The organism is Frankia nepalensis (assembly GCF_016786325.1).
GTDB classification, from domain to species: domain Bacteria; phylum Actinomycetota; class Actinomycetes; order Frankiales; family Frankiaceae; genus Pseudofrankia; species Pseudofrankia nepalensis.
The window spans coordinates 22258-41283 of the sequence record NZ_JADWYU010000114.1; the positions used below are offsets into that span (position 1 = coordinate 22258).

Sequence of the window (19026 nt, forward strand, 5' to 3'; positions counted from 1 at the left end):
ACCGCCGGGACGGAGGGACAGAGGACAACGACTTTGCCGCTGACATCGACCTGTCAGAACCGATAACGACTGCTCGAGTGGATCTGCTCGGTCCGAGACCCACAGACCCTCGTGCCGACCCCAGTCTAGGGAAGCGTCTCCGGACCGGTCAACGGGAGACCGCGCGCAGGCTGACGCGCGCCTGCCGGCGTGGGGCTCTGGTCGAGTGAGACTCGACGGTGGGAGTCCAGGGTCACGCCCGGGCGGCACCTTGACCACCGGGGAGCCATCCGAAGGATGACGAGCTGGTCAGCCTGCTCGGCTGCCGCGGCCCGCGTCAGTGGGGGTCGCGGAGGGGGCGGCGCCACCCTCGGGCCCGATCGTATCCGGGGTGGCCGCCTCAGGGGGCACTGGGACGGTTGTCTCGTCCAACACGCCCGCCGCCGCGCCAGGACGGGTTGGCGCGGGGATCGCCGCCGGCTCCGCGGCGGCCTGGTCCTGGCCGGCCGGACCGGACCGGACCGCGGCGCCGGCCACGCCGGCGCGGCCACGTCGCTGGCGGTTCTTCCAGCGCCGGGCCCAGTCCTTCGCCAGGTTCTGGCACGGCCGCTCGATGAGGTAGTAGGTCAGCGCCGACAGCGCGACCGTGAGCCCGAAGACGACCACGAAGAGCGGGACGAAGCCGATCTGCCAGATCTTCCAGCCGCTGCGCGTCATCACCACGTCGATGACGGTCTGGTGCCACAGGTAGATGCCGTACGAGATCGAGCCCAGGAAGGTCATCACTCGGCTGGCCAGGAACCGGCGGACGATCCCGCGCCGCTGCGGGCCGAACACCGCCGGCAGCAGCAGGAAGAACCCGAAGAGCCCGTAGAACAGGTGCTTGCCCAGGTCCGTGCGGACGGACGCCTCGTACACGGGCCACAGCGGCAGCCCGATCCGGGTGCTCGCCGCCCAGTAGCACAGCGCCGCCAGCAGCCAGCACACGAGACCGGAGCCGGGCAGCGTCGACCACCTCGGGTGGCGGCCCCGCCGGCCGTACCAGGCGGAGACGACCGCCAGGAACATGCCCATCGAGAACAGGTCCCACCAGATCGGCAGCCACGCCGGCCAGCCGTCCGCCCAGCCGGTGTCGACCCCGACCATCCGCCAGTGCAGGAGCGTGCCCGTGACGTACAGCGCGGCGACGCCGGTGAGCTCGACAAGCAGCTGGGTGCGGCCGGCGAACACGCGGCGGCCCAGCAGCCAGGCGTAGAGCGGGACGAAGAGGTAGAACGCGACCTCGACGTTGAGCGTCCAGGCCTGGGTGAGGCCCTGGATCGCCCATTCCTGCCGGTAGCCCTGGACGAACAGCAGGCACTGCGCCAGGCCCTTGATGTTCGAGACGATCATCTTGTCGGTGATGACGACAAGGCTGATCACGAACACCAGCCAGTAGAGCGGGACGATCCGCATGAAGCGGCGAATCCAGAAACCGCCCGCGTCGGGGACGTCCCGGCCGCCGCCCGTCTCGGCGAGCGCCAGGTGGCGCGCGACGAACGGCCGGTAGAGCAGGAAGCCGGAGATGAGGAAGAAGACCGCGACGCCGATCTCGGCCCGGGCGGCGTACGGCCCGAGGCTGGACTGCAGCGTCAGGGTGGAGATGAAGCCGGCGTGCACGACCACCACGAGGATGGCGGCGATCGCGCGCAGCCCGTCGAAGCCAGGGAAGACCGTCAGATCGCGCTGGGCGCCGCTGCCGGCGGAGGCGTCCACGCCTGTGGGCGACGCCGCCGGAGCGCCCGCCGGGACCACCGTGGTGTCGGCGTCGACCGCGATCGTCGTTGGGTCGTCGGACCGTCCGAGCTGGCGGACTCCGGCGCCGCTCACGACACGCGTCGCGGGTAGCTGCTGTCCGGCACGGAACGCAAGGTACCAGGGCGCCTCCCGGCAATCGCCCGGCGGCGCCGGCAGCGAACACGCGGCAGACGCCGCCGGGCGGGCGGTGAGCGCGCGCGTCAGCCGGTCTCGGGCTGCCCGACCTGGGCCTGGGCGGGGACGTGGGCCGCGGGCGGCCGGCCGCCGGCGTGCCGGCCGTGCGGGGTGAACCGGGAACGGATCGCCGCGAACGCGACCGCCGCGAGCAGCACCACCGCCGGCTCCGCGACGGCCCGGAAGCGGCTGGTGCCGTAGACCATCGTGGAGGCGAGCGTGAGCACCCCCGGCAGCGCCAGCAGCGGCAGCAGCAGCGCCCGGCGCCGGCGCAGCAGCACGGCGCCGACGACGGCGGCGGCCATGAGCACCCACAGCGAGACCATCCCGACCTGGCTCACGCCGACCGGCCGCAGCTCGACCGTGTCCAGCCGGACCTGCTGCCACGGGCGGAACAGCCCCCAGGTCCGCCCGGCCCTGGCGGCGGCGACCTTGGGCAGCTCACCCTTGTGCGCATCGATGTACGTGAAGGCCGCCTCGCGGTAGAAGACGTCGCGTTCGGAGCGCTCGGTCGGCGGATTCTCGATCGCCAGGATGCAGTCGAAGTCCCACCAGCCGAGGTGCGGGCCGGAGTAGGTCGTCTCGCAGTGCGTCACGGCGAGCGTCGTGCCGAGCCCGCTGGACAGGTACTCGGGCTCGCTGAACCGGGTGAGGTTGTAGATGCTCCACGGGGCGATCGCGAGCACGCAGGCCGCGCCCGCGGCGACCAGCATCCCCAGCCGCCGCCGCCAGGAGGCCACGATGCCGGCCAGGCGCCCTCCGGCCGCGCGAGGCTTCGCCGTCGCCGCCGCAGGGGTCCCCACGGATCGGCGCCAGCCGATCCGTGGGGGAGCGTCTTCGGGCCGTGCGATGAGGACCAGCGGCGTCACCAGGAAGACGCCGAGCAGTGCCAGCTCGGCCCGCGCGAGCGCCGCGGCGGCGACCGCGACTCCCAGCAGCGCCGCGTCCAGGTAGCCGCGCCGCTCCCAGAACCGGTAGGCCAGCCAGAGGACCGCCGACGTGGCGAGGATCCCGCTCGTCTCCGACATCAGCAGCGGGTCATTGATCCACATGCCGGGGTAGACGGCCGCGATCCCGGCCGCGACCAGCCCGGTCGCGGGACCGGCGACGCGGCGGCCGGTGAGGCCCATGATCCCGACCGCGAGCGTGCCCAGCAGGCAGGAGAACACCTGGTGATCGAGGAAGGTCCGCAGCCCGACGAGGGAGGGCAGGGCGAGCAGCGCGCTGGTCAGCGGCGGATGCTGCGCGTCCGGGACGTAGCGCTTGTTGAGCCTCAGCTCGTACGGGTCCGGCCAGCCTCGCCCGTCGGCGAACAGGTTGGCCGCGTCGTGGTAGTAGAGCGGGTCGCCCTGCACCTCGGCCGGATGCATCCAGGCGAACAGATACCACAGGCGCACGCCGAGACCCACGGCCATGAACAAGCCCAGCAACAGCCACCAGCGGCGACTGGGCCGGCCGATCATCGGCGGCCGCGGGGCGCCGGCGTCGGACGCCCGCTCCGACACCGGCCCGACAGCGGTCTTGGTCACGGCCGGAAAGTACCAAGGGGCGTCCCGTCACCTGAGGTCGACAGGTGTGATGATTAGCCTGGCCATTGAGGGCCGCGATGCCGCGCTTACCCAGCGGAACGAGCGTGGACGCGGACGCGGAACCGGCGCGCGACTGCCTCATACTTCGCGAAGCGGTCAGCCGGACGCGGACCGCGGACCACCAGAGGCGCACAAGCGGGGGGAGGCCCGGCTGAGCGGCAAGGACGCTGACACGGTCCGGATCTCCGACGTCACCCGCTTCCGCCCGCAGTCGTCCGACGATGTCGACGGCCTCGACGACGACCGGGCGCGGGAGAGCACGCGCGACGACCAGGCGGATCTCGACCGGGCGCGCGAGGACCGCGACCGCGGGGAGCGCTCCGGAGACGACCGGTTCGGTCAGGACCGGCACGGCGGGGAGCCGCGGCGCGGCCACGCCCGGCCTGACGGCGGCTGGGACGCCCCGTCGGGCCCGCGCCCGGCCAGCCGGCGGCCCGACGCGGACCGTCACGACAGCGGCGGCCACGCGGCCCGGCGCCGCGAGGACGACCAGCGCGGGCCGAGCCGTTCGGCCCCGGCCCCGTACCAGCGCCGGTCCGGTGCCCGCGACGACGACGGCCCGGCCCGTGGCCGCCCGGACGGCGAGCTGGACAGGCGCGCCCGCGACGAGCGCGGCGCCGGCCGGGAACGCCGGCCCGAGCGGGACGGGCGCGACGCCTGGACCCGGCCGGGCCGTCCCGGCGGGAGCGGACGCCCGGACGACGACGGCCGCCCTGACCACGAAGGCCGCCAGGACGAACGTCCCGGTGGGGAGCGGCGCGCGCGCCGCAAGGACGAGCGGCGCGACGACGGCCACGGCGCGGGGGACGTCAACCCGCCCACGCTGACGATCTGGCGGGACACCCGTGGCCGCGCCGGGCCGGCCCGCCGTCAGCCGCCGCGCACCTACACCCGGCAGGACCTGGAGCGCTCGCGGTCGGAGGCGGGCGGGGCCGACCCGGAGCCCAGGACCGGCGGGCTGATGCTGCTCGACCGGGGCGCGGCCGCGCCGGCGACCACCCCGATCGGGCCGGGCGACACGGACACCACCGGGACGTTCCTCGCGCCGATCGTGCACTCCCCCGGCCTCGACGGGCTGCGCGCGCTCGCGGTGCTGGCGGTGATCGCCTACCACGCCGGGCTCCCGTTCGCTCCCGGCGGGCTGCTGGGCGTGGACACCTTCATGGTGCTGTCCGGCTTCCTGATCACCGGGCTGCTGGTCGCCGAGTACCGGGCGACCCGCCGCATCGACCTGAAGGACTTCTGGCTCCGCCGGCTCCGCCGGCTGTTGCCGGCGCTGCTGCTCCTGCTGCTGGCGGTCTCGGCGTACGCGCGGTTCATCGCGCCGCCGGGCGACGCGACCAAGATTCGCTTCGACACGCTGGCCGCGCTGTTCTACGTGGCGAACTGGCGGTTCGCGCTGTCAGAGCAGAGCTACTTCGACCACTTCTCCGCGCCGTCCCCGCTGCTGCACACCTGGTCCCTGGCGGTCGAGGAGCAGTTCTACGTGCTCTGGCCGCTGCTGGTGTTCCTGCTGATGCGCCACAGCGCCCGCACGGTGGACCGGTGGAAGGGCCAGCGGCAGAAGGCGCAGTCCGCCGCGCTCACGGTCGCGGTGCTCGGCGCCGAGGCGAGCGCGCTGATCGGGATCGGCCTGCTGCTCACGGGCGTGGACGCGTCACGGATCTACTACGGCACCGAGGTGCGGATCCAGGCGCTGCTGATCGGCGCGGCGCTGGCGGTGTGGCGGGCACAGCGCAAGGCGGGATTCACCCCGCGCGGCAAGAAGGTGCTCGGCCATGCGGGCCTGGCGGCGGCCGCGGCGATGCTGGCGCTGTGGGCGACCGTCGACGGGGAGTCCCGCGGCCTCTACGCGGGCGGGTTCTTCGGGGTCGCGCTGATCGTGGCCGTGCTGGTCGCGGCGATCGTCGAGGTGCCGAACTCGGCGATCTCCAAGATCCTGTCAATCTCGCCGCTCACCTACATCGGGAAGATCTCCTACGGCCTCTACCTGTGGCACTGGCCAGTCCTGCTGACGCTCACCGCCGGGCGGACGGGCCTGCACGGGCCGGCCCTGCTGGGCGCCCGGATCGGCGCGACCGTCGCCTGCACGCTGCTGTCGTTCTACCTGGTGGAGAACCCGATCCGGCGGCGGAAGCTGCGGATCCCGAAGCCTGTGGTCACCACGCCGGCGATCATCGCCGGGGTGGTCGCGGTCGCGTTCCTGGCGACCGGCACGCAGGCGTCGACGGCGCGCACTCCGGCGGACCTGGAGAAGCTGGCTCGCGAGGTGCAGGCGAACGGCGTGCCGCAGTCGGTGGGACCGGACGCGGCGGGCAACCCGCCGTCGCGGATGCTGATCGCCGGGGACTCGCTGGCGACGACGCTGGTCGGCAGCCAGTTCGCGGATGTGGCCGCGTCGATGAACATGCAGCTGGCGGACGCGTCGATGCTCGGCTGCGGGGTGGCGCGGCTGCCCACCCGGAAGCTGGACGGCGAGGCCGGGCCGACCACGATCGGCTGCGAGCAGTGGCCCGAGCGGTTCGCCAAGCGGGTCGACGAGGTCAAGCCGGACGTGGCCGGGCTGCTGGTGGGCCGGTGGGAGGTCACCGACCAGCTGCTGGACGGTCGCTGGGTACACGTCGGCGACCCGTCGTTCGACGCCTATCTCGCCACCCAGCTGGACCTGGCGATCAAGACCTTGTCGGCGCAGGGGGCGAAGGTGGTGCTGTTCACCACCCCCGCGGTCGCGGCACGAGAAGGTCCGGACGGGACGCGTTACCCGGAGACCAAGCCGGAGCGAGTAGCGTCGTTCAACGAGCTGCTGCGGGCCGCGGCCAGCCGGCATCCGGGAGTGGCGACTATCTCGGATCTGAACGCGGTGCTCACTCCGGGCAACCGGTTCACCGATCACGTGAACGGCATCCTCACCAGGGACGACGGCGTGCACATTACAGCCGCGGGCGGTCGTCTCGTTGGCCAGGCGCTGCTTCCCGCGATTGTTGAGCTGGTTCGTCCGACACGCACGGATCGTGCCCCCGTGGTGACACCCACGTCCCCCGGCTGACCTGCATGCTTTACCAGACGCTAACCTTTCGACGGCAGCGTGCTTGAACTCGGACAGGAGGGTGATCGTGCCTCGCGCGCTCATTACGGGGATCACCGGTCAGGACGGCCTGTACCTGGGCGAGTTGCTCACGGCCAAGGGTTATGAGGTGTTTGGGCTGGTTAGGGGCCAGTCCAACCCGAAGGTGGCGACGGTCGAGCGGATCATTCCCGGCGTCCAGTTGCTCGAGGGCGACCTGACCGACCTGTCCTCGCTGATCGGCGCGGTGGAGATCTCCCAGCCGGACGAGGTGTACAACCTGGGCGCCATCTCGTTCGTCGGACTCTCCTGGAAACAGGCCGAGCTGACCGGCGAGACCACCGGGATGGGCGTGTTGCGGATCCTCGAGGCGCTGCGGATCACGGCGGGCAGCGACGTGTCGCGGGTGCGCTTCTACCAGGCGTCCTCGTCCGAGATGTTCGGTAAGGTCCGGGAGACGCCGCAGCGGGAGACGACACCGTTCCACCCGCGCTCTCCCTATGGCGTCGCGAAGACCTTTGGGCATTACCTGACGGTTAACTACCGCGAGTCCTACGACATGTTCGCCTGCTCCGGCATGCTGTTCAACCACGAGTCGCCGCGCCGCGGAATCGAGTTCGTCACCCGCAAGGTGACCCGGGGCGTCGCGCGGATCGCGCTCGGCCTGCAGGACTCGATCACCCTGGGCAACCTCGACTCCCGGCGGGACTGGGGCTTCGCGGGCGACTACGTCGACGCGATGTGGCGGATGCTGCAGCAGGACGAGCCGGACGACTACGTCGTGGCCACCGGCGAGACGCACTCCATCCGCGAACTGCTGGACGTCGCGTTCGCCCGGGTCGGGATCGACGACTGGGAGCCCTACGTCAAGCAGGACCCGCGGTTCTTCCGGCCGGCCGAGGTCGACCTGCTGGTCGGCGACCCGTCGAAGGCCATGGACGACCTGGGCTGGAAACCGACCGTCACCTTCACCGGCCTGGTCGACATGATGGTGGACGCGGACCTCGCGCTGGAGCGGCAGGCCGCGGGGCAGGCGCTGACGCATCCGTGACCTTCGCGATGAGCCTGCTCCATCTCAGCCCCAGCCGACCAAGACCGGCGCGGATCAACGGGGTCGATGGAGAAGGCTCGCTGTCACGCGGCGCGGCCGTTCCACCCCTCGGCGCCCCCGACCCGGCGCCGACGGCACAGCAGGCCACGCTGCGTAACAGTGACACCATGTCACGGCGTCACGACGTCCCCTCCCGGGCCGGGGACGGTGAGAGCCGGCTGCGCGGGGCGGTGCGCGGCGCCACCCCGCTCGCACTCGCGGGGCTCGCGGCCAACGTCGCGAACCTGGGCGTCACCCTTGTGATCGCCCGGGCGATGAGCACCCGCTCCTATGGCGCCACCGCCCAGCTGTTCGCCCTCTTCATGATCGTCTCGATGCCGGGCAGCGCGCTGCTGGTCGGCGTGGTCCGCCGGGTGACCGCCTGGACCAGGACCGGGCGCGCCGACCTGATCGCCGCCTGGGCCGCCCGGATGCGCCGCGTGGGGTGTCGGGTGGTGCTCGCCGTCGCGCTGCTCGCGCTCGTGGCCCGCGCGCCGCTGGCCAGCGAGCTGTCGCTGCCCGGCCCCGGCGGGGTCGCCGAGACGCTGACCGCCGGCGCCGCCTGGTGCCTGCTGTGCGTCGACCGGGGGCTGCTCCAGGCTGCCCGCCGCTACCGCGAGCTGGCCGCGAACCTGCTGGTCGACGCGGCGGTGAAGGGTGTGGCCACCGTCGGCCTGGTGCTCGCCGGGCTGGGCCAGACCGGAGCCGCGGTGGCCGTGCTGCTGGGCGTGCTGGCCGCGCTCGCGCACACCCGCCGCGCCCTTCGCCGCGCGGCACCGGACGGCGCCGGCGCGGACGACGCGGCCCCCGGCGGCCACGCGCCGGCCGCCCCCGCGGCCAGCCGGCGGGAGCGAGGACTCGCGGCGGACCTGGGCGCGGCGCTGACGGCGCTGGCGTTCCTCGCCCTGCTGCAGAACATCGACGTGCTGGTCCAGGGCCGGCTCTCCCCCGACGAGTCCGGCCAGTACGCGGCGGTCTCCGTCACCTGCAAGGTGCTGATGTTCGGGGCCGTCGTGCTCGCCGGATTCCTGCTGCCGGAGGCGGCCGACCGCCGCCACCTGGGCGAGCACGCCCTGCACCAGCTCGGCGCCACGCTGGCGATCCTGGCGGTGCCGGCGGCGGTCCTGCTCGCGGTCGCGGCCGTCGCGCCCGACACACTGCTGTCCCTGGCCTTCGGGCCACGTTTCACCGACGCGTCCGGCGCTCTCCTCCCGCTGGCCGGAGCGATGACCTGTCTCGGAGCAACCGTGCTGTTCACCCACTATCTGCTGGCCCTGGGGTCGCGGGCCGTGCTGCTCGCGCTCGGGCTCACGGCCGTGGCCGCCGCCGGGATGATCACGCTGGCCGGCGGCTCGCCGGTCGCCACCGCCCGGATGGACCTCGCGGTCCAGGCGGTGCTCGCCGTGGTCACCGGGCTGCTCGTGGTCGGCGCCGCCCGCCGCACGACGGCCGCCCCCGACGGCCTCGAGGCGGTGCGCGCGTGAGCACTCTCGACGAGGGCACCCCGCTCACCGGCCCGCTTCTGGCCCCAGGCGACACCGGCCCGCTTTCGGCCACCAGTGACACCGGCCCGCTCCTGGCCACCAGTGACACCGGCCCGCGCTTGGCCACCAGTGACACCGCCGCGGCCGTTCCCGGCCAGGGGGCCACCCTCGTTCCCGCCGACCGGGCCGCCGGCCTCGTCGAGCCGCGGCGGCCGTGGATCGAGGCGCGCGAGCCCACCCTGGCGGAGCTGGTCGAACGCTCCGGCCTGCGTCGGGTGCACATGCTCGCCTGGCGTGACCTGGACGACCCGGAGGCTGGCGGCTCCGAGCTGCACGCCGACAAGGTCGCCGCCGCCTGGGCCGAGGCCGGCGTCGACGTCAGCATGCGCACCGCGCACGCCCCTGGCCACCTGGAGACGGCGACCCGCAACGGCTACTCGGTGGTCCGCAAGGCCGGCCGGTACATGGTGTTCCCGCGCACGGCGCTGTCCGGCGCGCTCGGCCACGGTGGCCCCTGGGACGGCCTGGTGGAGATCTGGAACGGCATGCCGTTCTTCTCCCCGATCTGGGCCCACTGCCCACGGGTGGCGTTCCTGCATCACGTGCACGGCGAGATGTGGCGGATGGTCCTCAAGGCGCCGCTGGCCCGGGTCGGTGAGACGCTCGAACACAAGCTGGCGCCGCCGCTGTATCGCCGGACCAGGGTGCTGACCCTGTCCGAGTCGTCTCGCCGCGAGATCATCGAGATGCTGGGGCTGCCACCGGCGAACATCTCCGTGATCCCGCCCGGCATCGACGAGAGCTACCGCCCACTCGGGGAACGCTCGCCGCACCCGCTGGTGCTGGCGGTCGGCCGGCTGGTGCCGGTGAAGCGGTTCGACATCCTCGTCGACGCTCTGGTGCGGGCGCGCCAGCAGCACCCGACGATGGAGGCCGTCATCGTCGGCGAGGGGTACGAGCGACCGGCGCTGGAGGCCCAGATCCGGGCCGCGGGCGCGGAGGGCTGGCTGAAGCTGCCCGGCCGGGTCGACGACGAGGGGCTGCTCACGCTCTACCGCCGTGCCTGGGTGCTGACCAGCGCCTCGGCGCGCGAGGGCTGGGGAATGACCATCACCGAGGCCGCGGCCTGCGGCACCCCCTCGGTGGCGACGAACATCGCCGGCCACACCGACGCCGTCGCGAACGGGCTGTCCGGTCTGCTCGTCGAGCCGCGCGACCTGGCGGGCGCGCTGGGCCGGGTGCTCGGCGACCAGGAGCTGCGCGACCGGCTGACCGCCGGCGCGCTCGCGCACGCCGCGACCTTCACCTGGGCGAACACGGCCCGGCGGACGTTCGCGGCGCTGGCGCAGGAGGCGGCCAAGCACCGCCGCCGCGCGCCGCGCCCCGGCGGCCTGGACCGGCTGCACGGGCCGCTCCGGTGACGTTGACCACCCAGGGGGGCGAGGGCCCCGCCGGGCCGCGCGTCGGCTCCGACGGCGGCTCCGACGCCGCCGGGGCCGTGGCCGTCACGGCCCCGGCGAGCGGGGCGGCGGGTGGGGCCGAGGCGCCAGCGGCGGACGGGCGGGCCGCCCGCCGGCGGCTGTGGCGGCCGTCCTGGCCGGCACTGGTGCTGGCGGCGGTGGCCTACCTCCCGCTGCTGCGCACCTCGCCCGGCCAGATCGGCGCCGACACCAAGGCATACCTCTACCTCGACCCGGCCCGGCTGCTGCGCCGGGCCGTGTCGATGTGGGACCCGGATGTCGGCATGGGCACCGTCACCCACCAGAACATCGGCTATCTGTTCCCGCAGGGCCTCTGGTACTACACGCTGGACCTGGTCGGGCTGCCTGACTGGGTGGCGCAGCGGCTGTGGACCGGCACCATCCTGTTCGTCGCCGGCGCCGGCGTCCTGTTCCTGCTCCGCTCGTTCGGCTGGCCCGACCGGTACGCGTTCATCGCCGCCGCCGGCTACATGCTCACGCCCTACACCCTGGAGTACGAGGCCCGGATCTCGGCGATCCTGCTCCCCTACGCCGGCCTCGGCTGGTTCATCGGGATCACGGTTCGCGGCCTGCGCGAGGCCCGAGAGGGCAAGGGCAGCTGGCGCGGCGCGGACGCCTGGCGCTGGCCCGCGGCGTTCGGGCTGGTCGTCACCTCCGTCGGCAGCATCAATGCCTCCAGCCTGATTCTGATCATGCTCGCGCCGCTGCTGTGGGTGCCGTTCGCGATCTGGGGCACCCGCGAGGCGACGCCGCGCGCCGCCGCGGGAATGATCACCCGCGCCGTCATCCTGACCATCGTCACCAACGCCTGGTGGATGGCGGGCCTGTACACCCAGGCGGGCCATGGCCTGAACGTGCTCGCGTTCACCGAGACCGTCAAGACGGTAGCCAGCAGCTCGCAGGCCTCCGAGGTGCTGCGCGGGCTCGGCAACTGGTTCTTCTACGGCGAGGACGCCCTCGGTCCGTGGATCACCCCGGCGGTCGGCTACACCGAGACGATCTGGCTGCTCGCGGTGAGCTTCATGATCCCGCTGCTCGGCCTGGTCGCCGCCTCGCTGATCCGCTGGGGGCACCGCGCCTACTTCGTGGCGCTGATCGTGCTGGGCACGACGGTGGCCGTCGGTGTCTACCCGTACGACAACCCTTCGCCGCTCGGCCGGATATTCCGGGACTTCGCGGAGGGATCCACGGCGGGACTCGCGCTGCGCTCGCTGCCGCGCGCGGCGCCGCTCGTGATCCTGGGCCTGTCCGTGCTGCTGGCGGGCGCGATCGCCGCGTTCACCGAGTGGTCCGTGGCCCGGGCGGCGGCCAGCCGGACCAACGGTGCCGGCGGCGCGCACGGCGCCCGGCGGCGGATGACGTTCCGGCCACGGCCGGGCGCGGCGCTGCCGACGGCGGTCACCGCGGTGGTACTGGCGCTGCTCGCGCTCGACATGTCGCCGCTGTTTCGCGCCCAGTTCGTCGAGACCGGGCTGACCCGCCCGGAGGAGGTCCCCGACTACGAGCTGGCGCTCGCCGAGGCGCTGAACGCGAAGGGGAACTCCACCCGGGTGCTGGAGCTGCCCGGCTCCGACTTCGCGCACTACCGCTGGGGCTCCACGCTGGACAGCGTCACCTACGGCCTGATGGACCGGCCGACGATCCAGCGCGAGCTGATCCCCTACGGCGAGGCCGGCAGCGTCGACCTGGTCCGTTCGCTGGACCGGCGGCTGCAGGAGGGCGTCTTCGAGACCGCGTCGCTCGCCGACATTGCCCGGCTGATGGGCGTCGGCGACGTCGTGCTGCGTGGGAACAACCAGTACGAGCGTTTCCGCGGCCCGCGGCCGCGGGCCGACTGGGAGCTGTTCACCGCCTCGCCGCCGGCCGGTCTCGGCGAGCCGCTGACGTTCGGCCCGCCCGTGCGTGAGACGACGACGATCCCCTACCTCGACGAGATCACGCTCGGCATCGACCCGTCGGTGCCCGACCCGCCGACGCTCGCGGCCTTCCCCGTCACCGACCCGGAGTCGATCGTGCGGGCCGCCACCACGGACCGCCCGCTGCTGGTCAGCGGCAACGGCGAGGCGCTGGTGGACGCGGCCGCGGTCGGACTGCTGCGCGACGTGATCGCCGGCGACCGCGCGATCCTCTACACCGCGGCGCTGGCCGACGACCCGGAAGGGCTGCGCCAAGCGCTCGACGACGGCGCCGAGCTGCTGGTCAGCGACTCGAACCGGCTTCGGGCGGAGCGGTGGACCGGCATCCGGGAGAACTTCGGCTACGTCGAGCAGGTCGGCGTCGAGCCGCTGAAGAAGGACCCGGACGACAACCGGCTGCCGATGTTCCCGGAGCAGACCCCCGCCAACCAGACCGTGGCGGTGCTCACCGCGCCCGGCCAGTCCCCTCGGGTCGCCGCGGTGACCGCGTCGAGCTACGGAAACACGTTCGCCTACGGCCCGGCCGACCGGCCGGTGCGCGGCATCGACGGCGACCTGACGACCGCCTGGCGGGTGGGCGCGTTCACCGACCCGGCCGGCGAGAGCTGGCAGACGACGCTCGCCCGGCCGACGACCGCCGACCACGTCCGGCTGACGCAGCCGCTGACCGGGCCGCGCAACCGGTGGATCACGAAGGCGACGCTGACGTTCGACGGCGGCTCGCCGGTGACGGTCGACCTGACCGACGTCTCCAGGACCGAACAGGGCCAGGTCGTCACCTTCCCGAGCCGGACGTTCAAGACGCTGACGGTCCACGTCGACGCGACGAACTTCGGCCGGCAGACCAGCTATGACGGCCTGTCCGCGGTGGGTCTCGCCGAGGTCGAGGTCCCGGAGGCCGACGGGCAGCCGGCGATCGCCGACGACCTGCTGCGGATGCCGACGGACCTGCTCGCCGCCGCCGGCGAGGACTCGCTCGACCACCCGCTGGCGCTGACGATGACCCGGGACCGGGCCAACCCGGCCGAGCCGTTCAAGGAGGACACCGAGTCGACGATCGCCCGGGTGTTCACGCTGCCGACGGACCGGACGTTCAGCCTGACCGGCACCGCGCGCGTCTCCGCGTACGCGGCGGACGACGTGGTCGACAAGCTGCTCGGCCGGCCGGCGGGCCCGCCGCGGGCGCTGTCGTCGGGCCGGCTGCCCGGCGACCTCGGCGCCCGCTCCTCGGTCGCCTTCGACGGCGACCCGGCCACCGCCTGGTCGCCCGGCTTCGGCGCCCAGGAGAACGGCTGGCTGGAGCTCACGTCGCTGTCCCCGGTCACCCTGTCGACGGCGACGGTCACCCTGGTGACCGACGGGCGGCACTCGGTGCCGACCAGGTTCGGCATCGAGGTCGACGGCCAGCGGGTCGGCGCCGTCGACGTGCCGGCGCTGACCGACACGCGGGGCACCCCGGGCGCCACCAGCTCGGTGACGCTCTCGCTGCCGGCGGCGACCGGGCACGCGGTCCGGCTCGTCGTCGACGCGGTCCGCCCGGTGACCACCACGGACACGATCTCCGGCGCGACCTCGACCATGCCGGTCGGGATCGCGGAGGTCGACCTGCCGGGTGTGTCGGGCATCGGCGCGACCGCGTCGACGGCCCAGCCGCCGGAGCAGCTGTCCGGCGAGTGCCGGTACGACCTGCTGACCGTCGACGGCCAGCAGGTCGGGGTGCGGGTCAGCGGGACCACCAGGGACGCCGCCGGCCGGCTCGGCCTGGACGTGCGCACCTGCGGGACCCCGGTGCGGCTCGGCGCCGGTGACCACGTGGTGCGCACCGCGAACGGGGCCCTGACCGGGATCGACCTGGACCGGCTGGTGTTCGCCTCGGACGCGGGCGGCATCACCTGGCCCGACGCGACGTCGGTCGCCGCGCTGGACACCACCCGCGAGCAGCGGGCCGCGGACCTCGCCCGCGTCGGCGCGGCGAACGGGAACGGCGCCACGGCCCCGGGAGGCGGCACGGCCCAGGCAGGCGACACGGCCCAGGCAGGCGTGCCGACGCTGTCGGTCGACGTCGCCGCGCCGACGACGTTCGTCATCAACGTCACCGGGGCGAAGCCGGGCACGCCGTTCTGGCTGGTGCTCGGGCAGAGCCTGTCCCCCGGCTGGCACGCCACGGTCGACGAGAACACCTCGCTGGACGAGCCCCAGCTCGTCGACGGCTACGCCAACGGCTGGCGGATCGATCCACCGCGGGACAACTTCAAGATCCAGATCACCTGGATCCCGCAACGGGTCGTCTTCGCGGCGCTGACGGTCTCGGTCGTCGCGGTGGTGCTGTGCCTGGCCCTGCTCGGGGTGACGGGGCGTCGGCGCCGCGGGACGGTCATTCCCCGGGACCTGCCACGCCTGGACCGGCCGTTCGCCGCCACCCCGCGACTGGGCCTTCGCCAGGTGGTGCCGCTGGTGGTGGGGGCGCTCGCGGTCGGGGCGTTCATCGTGAGCCCGGTGGCCGGCGTGATCACCGCGGCCGCGACCCTGGTCGCGGCGGTGGTGCCGCGCGGCCGGGTGGTGCTGCGGGTCGGCTCGGTCGCGGCGCTCGCCGCGAGCGTCGCCTACGTGGTCCAGGTGCAGGTGCGTTATGGCCTGCCGGTCAACGGCTCCTGGGTGGCGCAGTTCGACCGGGTCGCGGTGGTCTCATGGCTGGCGGTGCTGTTCCTCGGCGCCGACGCCGCGCTCGCGCTGCTGCACGGCCAGGCCGCCCGCCGCACAGCGGCGCAGGGCGACACGGTGGCTCAGGGCGACCCGACGGCTCCGGCACCCGCCGGCAGCCGGGGTCGCCCGCCGGCCTCCGGCTAGCGGGACGCCGGTGGGCGCGGCCGGCGGTGAATCTCGGCACCGTCGCCGGCCGCGCCCGGCGGGCGCGCGCCGCCCGCCGCGCGGGGCGACGTGGTCACAGGCGGCTGCCAGCCGACCGGGTGCCATGCGTGGCGTCGGCGACGCCGTCCGCGGCGGGCGGGTGGCCGCCCGCCGGGCGGCCGGCCCCGTCGGGGGCGTCCGTGCCCGCGCCCCGCAGCCGGAGCAGGGCGAAGCGCGCCTGGCCGGTGAACAGGACCACCGCGCGCCACACCGCGGGGTCAAGCCGGTCCCGCCGCCGGGTCCAGCGAACCGTGATCATTCCCAGCACGCCGCCCTCACCGCGCAGCGGCACCATCAGCGCGGAGCCGATCTTGAGGCGGCGCACCATCTCGGGTGGGATCAGCGGGCTCCTGGCCGCGTCCGGCACGAACATCGGGCCACGGGCGCGTGCCAGCTCGCGCAGCGCCTCGGTGCCGGCGGCCGACGACCGCACGCCCACCTCGGTCAGCGGCGGCACGCCCTCGGCGACCGACACGCCGGCGGCGTGGAAGATGGTCGAGCCCGGCAGGTCGGGCAGCATCACCGCGGACGCGTCCGCGCTGGTCAGCCCCCGGACGACCTCGGCGATCAGCGTCGCGGCGGCCGGGAGGTCGTGGCGGTGCCAGAACTGGTCGAGCCGGCCGAGCCCGTCGAGCACCTCCTCGAGCAGCAGCCGTTCCAGCCGGGCGTCGAGCAGCCGCATGACGTGCTCCGCCAGTTCGTCGAGCGCGCCGCGCTGGCCGCTGGTGAGCCTGCGGGGCACCCGGTCGGAGACGCACAGCGCGCCGAGCACGTGCCCGTCCGCGGTCCGCAGCGGGGCGCCGGCGATGAAGACCACGATCTGGGGCTCCGCCCGCGCCAGATGGGCGAAGCGCAGGTCGCGGCCGAGCTCCGGGACCTCCAGGTACTTGCCGGAGCCCACGACGTGCGACGCGGCGCCGACCCGCGCGTCCAGGCCGGGGGGCCGGACCCCGTGGGTTGCCTTGAACCACTCCCGGGCCTCGTCGACGAGCACCAGGTAGCCGTGGGCGCAGTCGGTGACCTGCGCGGCGAGGGTGGTCAGCGTGTCGAACTCCGGCTCGGCCGGGGTGTCCAGGATCCGGTAGTGCCGCAGCGCGGCGAGCCGGTCGGGCTCGTCGGGCGGGTCGGGCGCGCGCAGGCCCTCCTCGGCCCACCGCCGGGCCGACTCCTGCGACACCGGCGGGCCCGCCGGCCTGACTCCGGGCGCCACGTTCCTCGGCGTGACGTCGGCGGCGTCCCCGTGCCCGTCGCCGGCGGTCAGGCCGGCGTTCTCCTGCCCGGCCGCCTCACCCCCGGCGCGCGGCGGCCGGCCTCCGTTCGGGGCGAGGCCGGGCAGGACGTCGCCCCAGGGGGTGGCCGCGTGCCCGGTCGTGATCCGGCCGCCGGCGGCGCGGTGCCCACCGTCAGCCGTCCCGTGGCGGTCGCCGCGGGGGGCGGGCGGGACGGCTCCCATGCCGCCGCTGGTGAGCAGGGCGGCGAGCTCGTCGGCGGGCAGCGGCGGCGACAGGGCGTCGCCCTGGAGCAGGTCGCAGCCGAGCTCGGTCAGCATCCGGGCGGACTGCTCGTCCTCGACTCCCTCGCCGACGACCCGCAGGCCCAGCCGGTGGCCGAGGTCGACGACCGACCGCACGATCGCGGCGTCGGGCAGGCTGGCCCGGGCGTCCATCACGAAACCCTTGTCGATCTTCATCTCGTCGAACGGGAGCGCCTTGAGGATCTCCATCGAGCTGTAGCCGGTGCCGAAGTCGTCGAGCGAGAGCTTCACGCCGGCCGTGCGCAGCTCGCCCAGCATGGCCGCGGCCCGGGCCGGCTGGGAGACCAGCGCGCTCTCGGTGATCTCCAGGGTGAGCATCTCCGGCGGCAGGCGGTAGGCGGCCAGCCGGCGGGTGATCATCCGAGGCAGGTCGTCGACGACGAGCATCCGGGCGGACAGGTTCGCCGAGACCGGCAGGTGCACGCCCGCCCTCGACCAGCGGGCGCACTGGGCGATCACCTCCTCGAGCTCCCACCAGGTCAGGTCGATGATCAGCGAGGAGCGTTCCGCCATCGGCAGGAACGAGCCCGGCGGCAGCAGGCCGCGCTCGGGGTGACGCCAGCGGACCAGCGCCTCGGCGCTGGCGACCCGGCCGGTCGCCGCCTCCTGGACGGGCTGGAAGTGGAGCACCAGCTCGCGGTGGGCGATGGCGGCGCGTAGCTGGGCGTGCAGCGCCAGCTCCCAGGAGCGCACCCCGGCGGTGCCCGCCATGCCGGCGTCCCACACCCCGACCCGGGCGCCGTCGCGCTTCGCCTTCGCCAGCGCGGCGTCCGCGCAGGGCAACAGCGTCGCGAGCCGGGCGCCGTCGCGCGGCGCCACCGCCATCCCGGCCGTCGACTCCAGCTCGATGTCGACGCCGCGGACCCGGACCAGGCCGTCCAGCTGGTCGAGGACATCGCGGCCGAGCTGGGCAGGCCGCTCGTCACGGTCGTCGTCGCCCGCCGTCAGCTCCTCACCCGGCAGCACGAGGGCGAACTCGTCGCCGCCGAGCCGGCCGACGAACAGGGGCTCGGGGCGCACCCGGCGCAGCAGGTCGGCGAACTCGCGCAGCGCCTCGTCACCGGCCTGATGCCCGAGTGCCGTGTTGATCTCCCGGAACCGGTTGACGTCGAGGACCATCAGGACCCCGGCCCGGCCGGAGAGCAGCAGTTCGGCGACCACGGGCTCGCCGGAGCGCATGAGGCCCGCGCGGTTGGTCAGCCCGGTCAGCGGGTCGGCGAAGGCCTGGCCGTAGCCCCAGCGGAAGAAGCCGAACGTGAACGACGCCGACGCCACGATGCTCAGCAGGACGGCCAGATAGGTCAGCGGAATCACGCCGAGGTCGCCGCGCGCGGCCAGCGCGCCGGTCATGGTGAGACAGATCGCCCCGGTGAGCGCGCTCACCGGGACCAGCCGGCGGGACACCACGCCGGCATAGCTGCCCAGCCAGGAGTACCAGACCAGGAGCGCCAGCGGGGTGCGCGACGACGGGTCGGCCAGCATCGGGATCGTCATCGCGGCCGTCATCGCCACCGTCGCCACCAGCGCGTGGCGCCGGCTCTGCCCACCGGGGGCCCGCAGGACGTAGCCAAGGGCGCCCAACGCCAGCAACAGCGCCACGAAGGTCTGGGGCAGCAGGAACAGGCCCGAATCCGGGACGAGCAGCATCACCAGCAGGAACAGCGTGCCGACCAGCGGAAGTACGACGAGGAACACGCGCTGCCGGATGACAGAGCGCCTCGCGAGCATGCGACCAGCCCTCCTCGCGCCCGCACGCCTCCGGTCGCGGGCGGGCGTTCACCCGCGCGCGCCGGCGGCGTGGCCTCCGGCTCGGGGCGGCCGGACCGAAGCGCCGGGCCGGCCGCGCCAGCCCGGGCCGGCCCCCGGTACGGCCCGTTCCCACACAGTCACACCATGTCCAACGCCCGGCACAGGGTAACCCCGGGCAGCACGGTTTCCCGGCCACGCCCCACAGATCTGCCCACGCCCCGCGCCAGCTCCACGCCGCAGCGTGCACACCCAGGCTCAAAAC

The 19026-nt window shown here is 74.1% G+C and carries 8 protein-coding genes; 5 read left to right on the forward strand and 3 right to left on the reverse strand.

The genetic code is table 11. The features are described 5' to 3' along the window. Positions 1-288 precede the first annotated feature (288 nt). Positions 289-1848, reverse strand: a complete 1560-nt coding sequence (locus tag I6A81_RS14435; RefSeq protein ID WP_203006180.1) for an acyltransferase family protein — start codon at positions 1846-1848, stop codon at positions 289-291. A gap of 128 nt (positions 1849-1976) precedes the next feature. Beyond that, a complete protein-coding gene (locus I6A81_RS14440) occupies positions 1977-3413 on the reverse strand; it encodes a glycosyltransferase family 39 protein (RefSeq protein ID WP_203006186.1) in 1437 nt (478 codons plus the stop codon). A gap of 115 nt (positions 3414-3528) precedes the next feature. Here I6A81_RS14440 and I6A81_RS14445 point away from each other — a divergent pair, with 115 nt between their 5' ends. The 5 genes from I6A81_RS14445 (at position 3529) to I6A81_RS14465 (ending at position 15421) form a co-directional block, all read left to right on the forward strand. Continuing rightward, positions 3529-6585, forward strand: a complete 3057-nt coding sequence (locus I6A81_RS14445) for a DUF459 domain-containing protein (protein ID WP_238430494.1) — start codon at positions 3529-3531, stop codon at positions 6583-6585. A gap of 67 nt (positions 6586-6652) precedes the next feature. Continuing rightward, the gene (locus tag I6A81_RS14450) at positions 6653-7654 is read left to right on the forward strand and encodes a GDP-mannose 4,6-dehydratase (RefSeq protein WP_203006181.1); all 1002 of its coding nucleotides are present in this window, start codon (positions 6653-6655) and stop codon (positions 7652-7654) included. Positions 7655-7821: 167 nt separating this feature from the next. Continuing rightward, positions 7822-9177, forward strand: coding sequence for a hypothetical protein (locus tag I6A81_RS14455; protein ID WP_203006182.1), 1356 nt, complete (start codon positions 7822-7824; stop codon positions 9175-9177). Next, on the forward strand, positions 9174-10598 hold the full coding sequence (locus I6A81_RS14460; RefSeq protein WP_307874665.1) for a glycosyltransferase family 4 protein: 1425 nt from the start codon (positions 9174-9176) through the stop codon (positions 10596-10598). The genes I6A81_RS14455 and I6A81_RS14460 overlap by 4 nt, the downstream gene beginning before the upstream one ends. Continuing rightward, positions 10595-15421: an alpha-(1->3)-arabinofuranosyltransferase domain-containing protein gene (locus I6A81_RS14465; protein WP_203006183.1), complete on the forward strand. Its 4827-nt coding sequence runs from the start codon at positions 10595-10597 to the stop codon at positions 15419-15421. Before I6A81_RS14460 ends, I6A81_RS14465 begins: the two co-directional genes overlap by 4 nt. Positions 15422-15515: 94 nt before the next feature. Here I6A81_RS14465 and I6A81_RS14470 read toward each other — a convergent pair whose 3' ends face one another. Then, positions 15516-18743, reverse strand: coding sequence for an EAL domain-containing protein (locus I6A81_RS14470; protein ID WP_203007109.1), 3228 nt, complete (start codon positions 18741-18743; stop codon positions 15516-15518). Positions 18744-19026 lie beyond the last annotated feature (283 nt).

Coding starts and splice junctions, on each gene's coding strand:
- I6A81_RS14470 (WP_203007109.1), bottom strand. CDS start 18,743: ATGCTCGCGAGGCGCTCTGTCATCCGGCAGCGCGTGTTCCTCGTCGTA.
- I6A81_RS14440 (WP_203006186.1), bottom strand. CDS start 3,413: ATGATCGGCCGGCCCAGTCGCCGCTGGTGGCTGTTGCTGGGCTTGTTC.
- I6A81_RS14455 (WP_203006182.1), top strand. CDS start 7,822: ATGTCACGGCGTCACGACGTCCCCTCCCGGGCCGGGGACGGTGAGAGC.
- I6A81_RS14445 (WP_238430494.1), top strand. CDS start 3,529: ATGATTAGCCTGGCCATTGAGGGCCGCGATGCCGCGCTTACCCAGCGG.